Source organism: Mesorhizobium waimense (assembly GCF_003601975.1).
Classification (GTDB): domain Bacteria; phylum Pseudomonadota; class Alphaproteobacteria; order Rhizobiales; family Rhizobiaceae; genus Mesorhizobium; species Mesorhizobium waimense.
The window spans coordinates 403,401-415,082 of the sequence record NZ_QZWZ01000001.1 but is presented as its reverse complement, the minus strand read 5'-3'; the positions used below and the strand labels follow the sequence as shown (position 1 = coordinate 415,082).

Sequence of the window (11,682 nt, the reverse complement as noted above, 5' to 3'; positions counted from 1 at the left end):
TCCCAAAAAATGGGCATTATGCGGCTTCTTCCCGGCGCTCATGCGACCGGACGAACTCCTGAAGCATTTCGAAGATCGGTCCCTTCATGTCGTCGCGCGCCAGGGCGAACGCGACATTGGCCTGGATGAAACCCTCCTTCGAACCGCAGTCGAACATGCGGCCGTTGAAAGGCTGGGCAAAGAAGGCCTGCGACTGCGCCAGGCGGACCATGGCGTCGGTCAGTTGGATCTCGTTGCCGGCGCCGCGTTGCTGGTTGCCGAGCAGCGCGAATATCTCCGGCTGCAGAATATAGCGGCCGTTGATGTAGAAGTTCGATGGCGCATTGGCGGGCGCTGGCTTCTCGACCATGGCGGTCACCTCGAAGCCGCTACCGACCTCGGCGCCACGGCCGACGATGCCGTATTTGCTGGTTTCGCTGGGTTCGCAACGCTCGACGGCGATGACGTTTCCGCCGGTACGCTCATAGAGATCGACGGTTTCGGCAAGGCATCCGCGCCCACCGAAGGACACCATGTCGGGAAGCAGCAGGGCGAAGGGCTCGTCGCCGATGACTTCGCGCGCGCACCACACCGCATGGCCGAGACCCTGCGGCGACTGCTGGCGGATGAAGCTGGTGGCGCCGGCCACCGGAAGCAGGCTTTCAAGCGACTGGAGCTGCGCCTTCTTGCCGGTCTGCTCCAGGGTGCCGATCAGTTCAGGATGCAGGTCGAAATAGTCTTCGATGACCGCCTTGTTGCGGCCGGTGACGAAGACGATGTGCTCGATGCCGGCCTCGAAGGCCTCGTCTACCGCATATTGCACGACAGGCCTGTCGACCACCGGCAGCATTTCCTTGGGCATCGACTTGGTCGCCGGCAGGAACCGCGTTCCCAACCCCGCCACCGGTATGACTGCCTTCCTGACTTTCTTCATTGCAAATTCCTTCTGAGGAGATCGACTTTCAATACCTGCCGGCCACGAACGTTCCTTCATGTGCCCGCATCTTCACCTCCCCGCCCCCACGGCAAACTGTGCCGCAACCCGTCGCAGCCGGACAGCGATCGGCATGCTCATATGCCTGACTGCTGCCGGATCGCTGAGCGCCGTCCGTATCGCCTTGAGCGGGGACCGCGCCTTGATGTGTTGAACCAGAGACAGGAACGATGCCGCCCGGCGCAAGCTGCGGCTGCGCCTGGCGAAAGCGGCCGTGGCCTTCGGGTCCATCGCATGCGTCTGGGCAAAGATCGCATCGGCCTTGCGCATCGCTTCGACGTGATGAAGCTCGAGCACGCGGGAAATGGAGCCGCTGCGGATATGGTAAACGTAGCCGGTCGTCGGCTCGACCACGCATCTGCCACCCTTGGCCAAAGCGCTGGCCAACAGGATGTAGTCTTCGCCGATGATCAGACCTTCATCGTAGCGAAGGCCGTTTTCGTTGAGGAAACGGCGCTGGAAGATCGGCTTGAGATAGCCAAGGTTGAACCGCGATTCGAAGACTATGTTGCCGGCTATGTAATCGGCCAACGAGATTTCGCCCAGGCTCTCCAGATAGTTGGCCGGGAACATCGTGTCCTCGGCAACGCCGTCCTCGCGCACGACCTGGAGGTTGTCGATCGCGATCTCGGCGCCGGCCTTTTCCGCCCGCGCGATCATGGTGCTGAGCCGGCCGGGATAGACCGCATCGTCGGCATCGAGGACGGCGACCCAGCGGCCGCGGGCAAGCTCGAGGCCGGCATTCCTGGCCCCGCCGGGACCGTGGTTTTCGGGCAAAGCGACGACGCGCACGATGTCTTGCGGGTAGGAACGCGCCACTTCGAGCGTCCTGTCGCGCGAGGTGTCGTCGACGACGATGACCTCGACGCTGACGTCGCGCTGGGCAATGGCGCTGGCGATCGCCCGGTCAAGGGTCGCCTCGGCGTTGTAGGCGGCGATGACGAAGCTGACGTCAGGCTGCACGCTTGCCCCCTTCCTGTGGCGAGGGCAGACCGTATTGGCGGATTTCGCGAACGCCCACGAGACCGCTTACAACGCCGACATGCATGATGCCGCGCAGCACGCTGCGGTTCCGGCGAACCGGGCTGACCACTGTTGCGATCGCCATGGCGAAGCAATAGGCCGCCTTTGCCGAGGCAAGGCCGATTTCCCTGACTCGCCGGACGCCAGTTGCGTTGTTGCCGAGCAGGTGACCATGCGTCTGGCCGAAACGGAAGCGGCGGCGGCGCAGCCAGTCGAATGCGGCCCTGGCGCGCGGCACCACCTCGTCGACAAAGGCCCCCGGCGAAAAGGCGATGCGGCCGCCGGCCTTGACCATGTGATCGAAGAATTCGGTGTCCTCGCCGCCGGTCTGGCCGCGCGCCAGGCTGAAGCGGCGGTCGCGAAGGCTGGCGTCGCTTGTCCTCAGCAGGACATTGCAGGTGTAGCCGGTGCGGATTTCGCCATGCACCCAGACTGGCAAGGTCGAGTGGAAATCGCCTTTGCGCATCCAGGCCGGCGCATCCGATCCGTAACGCGCCCGCACCGGGCCGAGCACGGCGGCGGCACCACTCGCCTCGGCCGTCGCGACCAGCTCGGCGAGCCATTGCGGCGAGGCCGTTTCGTCGTCATCGATGAAGGCGACAAAATCCGATACGCTGGCGTCGAGACAGGCGTTGCGCGCGATCGAGATGTTGCGCGCGGGCGCATGGCGGTAGCGGACCGGCAGCTTCAATTCCTGCGCCAGCGCCTTGACCAGCGGCTGGGCGCTTGGCGCATCGTCATTGTCGGCGACGACCACGCCGATTTCGAAGCCGGCCGGCCGGTCCATGGCGGCGATGGAGCGAAGCGTGTCGGCAAGCTCAGGCCGCCGGAACGTGCAGACGCAGATGTCGACGCTGCCTTTTATTGCCGCGCCCATCACGCTACCCCTTGCTGCGTCTGCGGTCGCGGCTCGAGAAGCTGCAGCCAGAAGCCCATCGACCAGCCCAGATGCATGACCATCGCCGACACCCCGACAAGCGCAAGCGCCATATCGCGCCGCCTGATGGCGGTCACGAGGCCATAGAAGATGCAGACCATCGACCATGCAAGGAACGGCAGCGCCGCCAGCGCGTACACGAGGAAAAAGGGCGTCAGCAGAACCACGGGAAACACCAGCAGCGGTATCATCTGCCGGACCTTCGGCATCACGCGGTGCTTGAGAACGTTCTTGGCGCGGCCGCGGCCATAGCCGAGATACTGGAAATACAGGCTCTTCAGCGAGGAGCGCGGATAGTAGACCATCTGCGTCCTGCCGCTCATCCAGATACGGTATCCGGCCTGGCGAAGCCGGTGGTCGAACTCGGCATCCTCATTGTGGCTGAACGTCTCGTCATAGCCGCCGACCGCTTTGAACGCCGATATGCGCATCAATGCGTGGTGACCGTGGTCGACCCATTCTCCAGCCGACAAATGCCGGTGCTTGGAGCCGCCGGTGCCGAGCTTCGAGTTCTGCGCCGCGGCAACCGCCTTCTGCATGGCGCCGGTGCCGCTGGTCAGCATCGAGACGACGACCGAATCCGCACCCGTGGCCAGCGCCTCGTCGACCAGCCGGTCGCAGTAGTCCTGGGGATAGCCGCCATGCGCATCGATGCGGATCAGATATTCGGCACCATCGCCGAAAGTGGCCACGGCAAGATTGAGCGCGGCGCTCTGGATGCGCTTCGGGTTGTGGAGCAGGACGACCCGAGGATCCCTTGCCGCGACCGCCTTGGCGATCCCGAGCGTGCCGTCGGTGCTGCCGCCATCGGCAACGACGATGCGGGCGCCGAGCCGTTCGGCCGCCGGCCGAAGCTGCCCGAGCAGTGCCCCGATATGGGCTGCTTCGTTGAGGCACGGAATGACGATCAAGTTCGATGGGGGCAGGCTCGATGCGGGCATTTCGGTTTGCGTCATCAGGCCTCGTCCATCCTTGTTTCCATTTCCGATCATCCTATGCCAGCGCCTCGGTGACGAAGGGGCCGGGCGCGGCAGCCAGGCCACGCAGCTTGTCGACGAAGGCCAGGCAATCGCTGCGATCGTAGCTCCAGGTCCGCGGGTTGCGGGCAACCACCCGCGCCTTCAGCTTGCGGAAGCGATCCTCTTCCATCTTGCCCAGCGCCGTTTCGAGCACCTCGGGCGCGGCTTCGGGCAACAGAACGCCGATGTCCTGCTGGTTGAGGAAGCGCCCGGTTTCGGTGTTGCCCATCGAGATCGGCACGGCGCCGAAGCGGCACCCCTCATAGAGGCGGTTGGGGAGCAGCCATTCGGAATTCTGGCCTTCCTCGAAGAAATCGATCGCCCAGGAGAAATGCACCTCGCTGTAGATCGCCGCCATATCCTCCGGGTTGCGATAGGGGCCGCGGAAGGAGAGAAAGGGCTCGGCCGCGACGAAGGCGTGGAAATCGGGAAATTCGGAAAGTGCCGGGCGACCTCGAAGGATGACCTCGAAGCGTCCGTCGAGGCGGCGGGTGAATTCTGCCAGCAACTCAAGCGAGCGGCGGCATCTGAGCGCACCGAACCAGCCGATTCGCCAAGGCGGCGCGGCAGGATTTTCCGCCTTCAACCGGGCATCTACCGCCACGGGCGCGGTATCGAAGTATTTGTTTTCGACCAGCTCGACCGGTGCGGCGATTTGTCCAAACGGCTTGAAATAATTGGCGATGAAGGCCGGCGAACTGGTCACCAGAAGCTTCACGTCGCGCGCCAGATAGCGTTCCGCGCTGCGCAGCGCCTTGCCCAGCAGGTCGTCGCGCAGCACCAGGCGATGGATGTCGAGGCATTCGTAGACGATCGGTACCGCCCCTTGGAAAACGGCCTTGGCGCGCCGGGCAAGCGCCAGCATTTCAAGGTTACGTGCGATGATGAGGTCGGGCCGCGGCATTGTGGCGAGCTTCGACCCGATCGAGATCGCCGCCTTGGCGACAGCCGCCAGGCGCTGGCCGAATCGGCCGTCGCGTGTCGCGCCGAGGTCGATCGGGCGCAGTCCCTCGATCTCCGTGACCGGGCCTGTGGTGCGGCGGAAGCCCGCCAGTGTAACCCTGGCGCCGCCTGCTCTGAGCATTATGATCCGTCGTCGCACCGCCGGATCGGAAACGTCATGTACCAAGTACAGGACATGCAGCATGAAACTCGACCGCTGTTGGCCCACCCACAGGGATGCTAGTACAGCTTTTGCTGCATCGCAACATTTTTGGTGCAGCGTAGCAAGAATTAGCCATTCTTGCCGCACTGCACAAGTATTGAGCGCTGCGGCTTTCCCTGCGGCCGTGCGCGCCCTGGCATCGGCAATTTCAGACTTGTGGGGGACGGCGATTGCGATTCGCCGGAACAAGCCGACTCCACTGAATCTTGCTCGGCTGATATCTCGGTTAATTAGTCGCTAATATTCTATTGCACTGCAGCAAAAAATGGTTTTTAAATGGTAACAGGGAAGTTGAGTTGAGGATTGGGCCTAGGGATCCGCGCTTGCATCTAATTGCAGTGTGGAATTGCAGGATCGTGGCTACTCTGCCCTAATAGAGGACGCAAAGATCCCGGTCCCACTGTTTGAATACGGGTGGGTGACGCATGGGCAAATCTCTTCGTATTGCTGTCTACAAAGACAAATACCCGACCAGCTTCGTTACGCCGCGAGCGTCCAGACATACAATGCTGCGCAAGCGATTTCTGCCGTTCAACCTTGTCTCGTCGAAGCTGGAAGGCGTGACGTTGATCGAGCCTGACCTGTCAGTCGACATTGTCCATGCATTCAATCGGATACCGATCAATTCCTCGAAGTTCGTCATCACCTTCGAATCGCATTTGCCGCGTCATTTTGCCCTTCGCAAACGCGGGCAGGTGGCGCGTTACATGGTGTCGCAGATCACCCATCCCAGCTGCCGCCGCATTATTGCCCTGTCGCATTTTGCCCGCAGATGTTTTCTTGCCCAACACGCCGACAATCCGGAACTCAGCCTGCTGACCGACAAGCTGATGGTGCGCCACCCGAACATCGTCGTGCCCGGCACGGGGGATGCGATGGCTGAAGATGCGGCGGAAGAACTTGTGTTGACATTCGTCGGCGCTCATTTCGGTCGCAAAGGCGGGTGCGTCGCGGTAACGATCGCGGAAAAGGCCGTAGAGCAGAATTTGCCGATTCGCGTGAACATCGTCTCGAGCCTCCAGGTTGGCGGTCACATATGGACAGATCCGACAACGCCAGGGTTCTTTGAACCCTATCTCAAGCTGATTGAGCTGAAGAATATCCAGCATCACGGCGTGTTGCCAAACCACTCGGTGCGGCAATTGCTGGGCAATTCGCATTTCTGCATACTTGCCACCTTCGGCGACACATTCGGATATTCGGCAATGGAATCAATGTCGGAGCATACTCCGGTTCTTGGAACGAGGGTGTGCGCCCTGCCGGAATTCCTGGAGGATGGCGTCAACGGGATTTCGTTGCCGGTAAAGCTCGACAAGGTCGGCAATTGGTCGAATCCTGGATACAACTCGCGCGGCGATGCGCACTTCGCCCAATATTTCCGCGATGAAGTCGAACGGCTTGCCAGCCTGGCCGTGGAACGGTTGAAGGCCTATATCGGGCGACCGGATTTGATGGCGCCGCTTCGGCGCGAAGCCCGCAGGACAGCGGAAATCATGTTCGCAGCAGGGCCTGCAGGCGCATTTCTCGATGGGCTTTACGATCGTGTCGCATTGGAACGAACGAACGAGTCGGCGCGGCTCAATCCGACCCTCGACGTATCTTCTCCCGAGTCCTTGCCGCTCGAGCCAGACGAGCGGCAAGCGCCGCGACAGATCGATGGCGCCATACAAACAGCCTTGCCGCAGCACGACATCCCGAAAGCCTCCGCGGCGTGAGCATTCCATTACGGCCCTGGCTCCGGGGGTCGAGGCCCCGTCCCCTTTGCCAGCCATTGGCTGGCTGATCGGCAGGGCTCTATTTCCAACTTCGTCTTCCAACTTCGTCGCGATTTCTCCACATCGGCGGGAGGCTTTGTTGCATTGCAACATTTTTTGATGCAGTCTGGCGAAGAATTGCCTTATCCTTGTTGCACTGCATGATCGATTCAACAGGTTGGCTGCCTCAGGCTCGGCGACAAGCGAGCCAAGGCCACGCCCAAAGCATCAGGAATCCTGAATTTGGAAGCCAATATATTCGATCCGCCAGAGGGCTCGCTCCGCAGATCGGTCGGGCGCGGTGCCATCGTCACGGCCATGGCGCAGTCCGTGCGCGTCGCGACGCAGATCATCTCCGTCATCGTGCTGTCGCGGCTATTGTCGCCACAAGATTTCGGCGTCGTGGCGATGTGTGCGCCGGTGCTTGCCTTTATCGCGCTGTTCCAGGATTTCGGCCTGACCCAGGCGACGATCCAGAAGACCGGCATCCGTCACGACGAGGTCAACTCTCTCTTCTGGATCAATGTCGCGGTCAGTGCCGTCCTTGCGTGCGTGCTGGCCGGCGCCGCACCCTTAGTCGCCGACTTCTACGGCGAACCGCGGGTTTCGGGCCTGGTGGCGGCGTTGGGGCTGCAGATCATGGCTTATGGCCTCGGCGCCCAGCACCTGGCGCTTTTGACGCGCCGCATGCAATTCACGCGTCTGGCGATCATCGACGTCTGCAGTGCCGTCACGGGCCTTGCCGTCTCGATCGCCTGGACCTTCATCGACCGTTCCTACTGGGCGCTCTTTGCCGGCACGCTGACCGGAGCGGTGCTGCCGACGCTTTGCTACTGGGCCAGTTCCAGATGGCGGCCGGACATGCCGCGCAAGGTCGAGGGCATTGGTCAACTGCTCAATTTCGGCGCCGGCATCACCGGCTTCAACTTCGCCAACTTCTTTGCCCGCAACCTCGACAATGTGCTGATCGGCAAATATTGGGGCGAAGCTCAGCTCGGCCTCTATGACCGCGCCTACAAGCTGCTGCTGTTTCCGCTCAGCCAGATCACCAACCCGCTGTCCAAGGTCATGGTGCCGGCCCTTTCCAGGCTGAAAGACGAGCCAGACCGCTACCGCAGCGCCTATCTGCGCGTCATGCCGCTGATCCTGCTGGTTGCGCTGCCGGGCGTCGCCTTCGCGACCGCCATGTCCAACGTGCTGATCCCCTTCGTGCTTGGCGAGCAGTGGCGGCAGAGCTCCGACATCTTCCTGGCGCTCGGCTTTGCCGGGCTGCTGCAGCCGCTCAACAATCCGGCGGGCTGGCTGTTCGTCAGCCAGGGCCGCTCGGGCGATTTCATGCGCTGGGGCATCGTGACTGCGGTGACGTCGGTGTTGGCCTTCCTGGTCGGACTGCCCTATGGCGCGCTCGGCGTGGCGATCGCCTATGCGGTCAGCGAATATCTGAGAACGCCTTTCCTGTGGCTCTATGTCGGCAAGACTGGGCCGCTGAAGGCGCACCACATGCTGCGCGCGGCAACCCCCTTCGTGCTTGGCGCGCACCTGGCGCTAGCCGCCGTCTGGTTCGCCAAGCCATTCCTGCCGCAACAGCATATCGTCGCTATGGCCGGCGCGGTGGTTCTGGCCTATGTCACCACCATCCTGGTCGCGCTATGCTTCGCCGCCGGCCGTGAATCCTTGCGCGAGGCCTTGAAGCTGGTGCCGATGCGGGCACCGGCGGCTGTGCCCAGCGGGGCAAAATAACATACGCACACTCGAGGATCTGACCCAGACCATGCACTACCGATCGATTTCCGACATGAACGACGCCATCGTCAGCAACCTTCACCGGCTGCCGCGCGACATCGACCTGGTGGTCGGCGTGCCGAGAAGCGGCATTCTTGCCGCCACGCTGGTGAGCCTTGCGGCAAACATCCCGATGACCGACCTCGACAGCTTCATCGCCGGCAAGATCTACTCATCGGGCATTACCAAACGCCGCGCCGCGCTCGACCGGCAGGCCTCCGACATGCGCAAGATTCTGGTGATCGACGACAGCGTCAGCGGCGGCAACGCCATGCGCGATGCGCGCAACCGGATCGAGGCCGCCGGCATCACGGCGGACTTCACCTTTGCCGCGGTGTTCGGGCTGTTGTCACAGCACCAGGAAACCGATGTCGTCTTCGAAGTGGTGCCGTACCCCAGGATGTTCCAGTGGAATTTCATGCACCACAAATTCCTGGAACAAAGCTGTGTCGATATTGACGGCGTGCTTTGCCTCGATCCGACCGAGGCGGAAAACGACGACGGCCCTGCCTATGAGAAATTCCTCGCCGAAGCGCGGCCGCTCTTTGCCCCTACCCGCAAGATCGGCTGGCTGGTCACCAGCCGGCTGGAGAAATACCGCACGCTGACCGAGACCTGGCTCGACAAGCACGACGTCAAATACCATCATCTGATCATGCTCGACCTGCCGAGCAAGGCGGAGCGGCAACGGCTTGGCGTGCACGGCAGCTTCAAGGCCGATTTCTACCGCAAGTCCGATGCCATGCTTTTCATCGAAAGCGAGCACCAACAGGCGCTCAAGATCGCCAAATTGTCGGGCAAGCCGGTGCTGTGCGTGGAGACACATCTGGTCGCGTATCCCGACGCCTTGTCTCTGCCTGCGCTTGGACAGGCTGCCCGCAACCTTCCAGGCAAATTGAAGCAAATAAATTCGCAGGAGGGGCGCAAGACAGCGATCAAGGGCGTCGCACGCACGCTGCTCGGCAAACGGGGCTACGAGACGCTCAAGAACAGGGTCAAGCGACCGGCCTAGATGCCCTTTCCAAGGCCTCCGCCCATGGAGAGAAGCTGCCATCGGAGATCCAAACATGAATTCGACACGCAGAAAGCTCCTGGCATTTCTCGCTGCTTCTACAGCGATGCAATTGTCTGTTGCCCGTGCCTTGGCGCAGAGCACGCCTGCAGCAGACGCGGAGCTCGCCGCCGATAAGCTGCCTGATTGGTCAGGGGTCAAGCTCCAGCTCTGGAAGTACGGCAATCCTTTCGTACCGTCACAATGGAGTGAGCCCAAGCTCGGAGGCTATGACTGGAAGGCTGAGAATGCCAAGATCGTCGACGGCGCGCTACAGCTCACCGTCAGCGAGAAAGCCTCCGCGGAAGTCATAGCCGGCGGCAAATCGGAGCGTTCGTCGGCAAGATGGGAAGTGGATGTAACTCTGCCGACGATGAAGCCGGGGCTCATTGCCGCACCGCTCTGGACCTTCAACAAGAAAGCGAATGAGGAAATCGACTTTGAGATCGTCGGCACAAAAGGGTTGCAGCTCACTGTTTGGGCAAATGTCGACAATCATCACAAGGCCGTTTGGGTAAAATGGATCCTGCCCGGAGATCTATCTGGCAAACGATACCGTTTTGGCCTCGAGTATGAGGCCGGCAAACGTGTTGTTTTCTTCGTTGACGGCAAGGAAGCAGCGGTCGTCACACCGGCCGATGCCACTGGCGGTGCCTTTCCGAGCAAGCCCATGAAGCCTTATTTCGACCTATGGGTTGCGGCAGGCGCGGTCATGGACCCGCGTTGGGCCGGAAAATGGGAGCCAATGGCGGCCTCAGACAGGTTGGTCATGACAATTCATGGTTATCGGCAGACTGATCTTAGCCAGTGAGACCGTGATTTGGGGCTTCTAGCTCCTCTCTATGCGGCCTGCCGCGAGGGCCGCTGCGCCGCCTTGTCGAGCAACGAGAAGAAGGTGGCGAACTGACGCTGCGGGTCCAAAGCGGGGCGCTCCGAGAATGTACGCGCCGCCGTGGAAAGCCGCGCATACTCCTGGGCATCGTTCCACAGCAGCCTGATCGCCGCCACCCAATCGTCGAGCGGACCGTCATAGTCCAGCACCACGCCGCCCGAGCCAATGGCTTCGGGGAGGCCGCCGCGGCACGAGCCGACGACGGGAATGCCGCTGCAATGGGCTTCCGACGCCACCCGGCCCCAAGCCTCCTCCCACTTGCTGGGAGCGAGCAGGATCCTGGTGCGGCCATAGACGGTCTTCATGTCGCTGGTGCGGCTCTCCAGCTTGACATTGGGGTATGACGCGATCGTCTGTTCGATCCGGGCCCGATGATCGTCGTCGAGCTTCCAGCTTTCGACGAACAGGAACGGGATTTCGGGGCAGGCGGCGGCGATGCGCACCGCCAGGTCAAAGCCCTTTTCCTCGTAAGGGTTGATCAGCGTGACGAACTCGCCTGTCGTCGGCGTGCTGTAGAAGCCGGGATTGATGGTCGGCGGAATGACCGTCGAATCGATGTCGAATTTCTGCTTGTAGGTGCGCGCCGTGAATTCGGAATTGGCGATGTAGAGAGCCGAACGCAACTCGCGCAGGTCGCCGCCCAGTTCATGGAATTCGACATTCCTGAGATAGACGACCAGCGGCACGCCTTCCGCCTCCAGCGCCTTGCCGATCGGAACCGACTTGTGGCACTGGACCACGGCGACATCCGGCCTCAGCTTCTTGACGGCAAAGCCGGCAGCCTCCCAGGGAAACCAGGCCCGCACCACCGGATAGCCCGGATAGGAGTCGATGACGGCACGCTGCCGCAAAAGCTTCATCTTGGCGCGCGCCTTGTAGCCGAAGACGCCCTGGCCGAAGAGCGCGGCAAGCACCGACGCCTCATGGCCATGCTCGATCAACTGCTCGGCCAGATGATGGGTGCTGGACTGGACGCCGCCGCTGAACTGGGGCGTGTAACCGTTGCCACCTGCAAAAAGGACTTTCATGGGATCGGGCTCCTTGTCGCATTCTCGTGTTTCGTTCGGACGCTGGCCAGGGCCAGCG

General features: G+C 61.9%; 10 protein-coding genes. 4 read left to right on the top strand and 6 right to left on the bottom strand.

From position 1 onward, the window contains the following. Positions 1-16: 16 nt before the first annotated feature. From galU to D3227_RS01935, 5 genes are all read right to left on the bottom strand, one after another. Positions 17-913, bottom strand: coding sequence for a UTP--glucose-1-phosphate uridylyltransferase GalU (gene galU, locus D3227_RS01955; RefSeq protein ID WP_120011984.1), 897 nt, complete (start codon positions 911-913; stop codon positions 17-19). A gap of 72 nt (positions 914-985) precedes the next feature. Then, on the bottom strand, positions 986-1,936 hold the full coding sequence (locus D3227_RS01950; protein WP_120011983.1) for a glycosyltransferase family 2 protein: 951 nt from the start codon (positions 1,934-1,936) through the stop codon (positions 986-988). Continuing rightward, complete coding sequence (locus tag D3227_RS01945; RefSeq protein ID WP_120011982.1) at positions 1,926-2,873, bottom strand: glycosyltransferase family 2 protein; 948 nt, start codon at positions 2,871-2,873, stop codon at positions 1,926-1,928. Before D3227_RS01945 ends, D3227_RS01950 begins: the two co-directional genes overlap by 11 nt. Beyond that, positions 2,873-3,889, bottom strand: coding sequence for a glycosyltransferase family 2 protein (locus tag D3227_RS01940; RefSeq protein ID WP_120012228.1), 1,017 nt, complete (start codon positions 3,887-3,889; stop codon positions 2,873-2,875). The genes D3227_RS01945 and D3227_RS01940 overlap by 1 nt, the downstream gene beginning before the upstream one ends. A gap of 37 nt (positions 3,890-3,926) precedes the next feature. Then, entirely contained in the window at positions 3,927-5,099 is a 1,173-nt protein-coding gene (locus D3227_RS01935; protein WP_120011981.1) for a glycosyltransferase family protein, read from the bottom strand. Between the two features lie 443 nt (positions 5,100-5,542). Between D3227_RS01935 and D3227_RS01930 the strand changes: the two genes are divergently transcribed. From D3227_RS01930 to D3227_RS01915, 4 genes are all read left to right on the top strand, one after another. Next, positions 5,543-6,832 carry a glycosyltransferase gene (locus D3227_RS01930; RefSeq protein WP_120011980.1) on the top strand — a complete coding sequence of 430 codons (1,290 nt, stop codon included), beginning with the start codon at positions 5,543-5,545 and terminating at the stop codon, positions 6,830-6,832. 282 nt (positions 6,833-7,114) lie between these two features. Continuing rightward, positions 7,115-8,611, top strand: coding sequence for a lipopolysaccharide biosynthesis protein (locus D3227_RS01925; protein WP_120011979.1), 1,497 nt, complete (start codon positions 7,115-7,117; stop codon positions 8,609-8,611). 31 nt (positions 8,612-8,642) lie between these two features. Next, entirely contained in the window at positions 8,643-9,665 is a 1,023-nt protein-coding gene (locus D3227_RS01920) for a phosphoribosyltransferase (protein WP_120011978.1), read from the top strand. A gap of 55 nt (positions 9,666-9,720) precedes the next feature. Then, entirely contained in the window at positions 9,721-10,515 is a 795-nt protein-coding gene (locus D3227_RS01915; RefSeq protein WP_120011977.1) for a glycoside hydrolase family 16 protein, read from the top strand. A 29-nt stretch (positions 10,516-10,544) separates the two neighbouring features. On the opposite strand, the gene D3227_RS01910 is transcribed toward D3227_RS01915, so the two are convergent. Then, positions 10,545-11,624: a glycosyltransferase gene (locus D3227_RS01910; RefSeq protein WP_120011976.1), complete on the bottom strand. Its 1,080-nt coding sequence runs from the start codon at positions 11,622-11,624 to the stop codon at positions 10,545-10,547. Positions 11,625-11,682 lie beyond the last annotated feature (58 nt).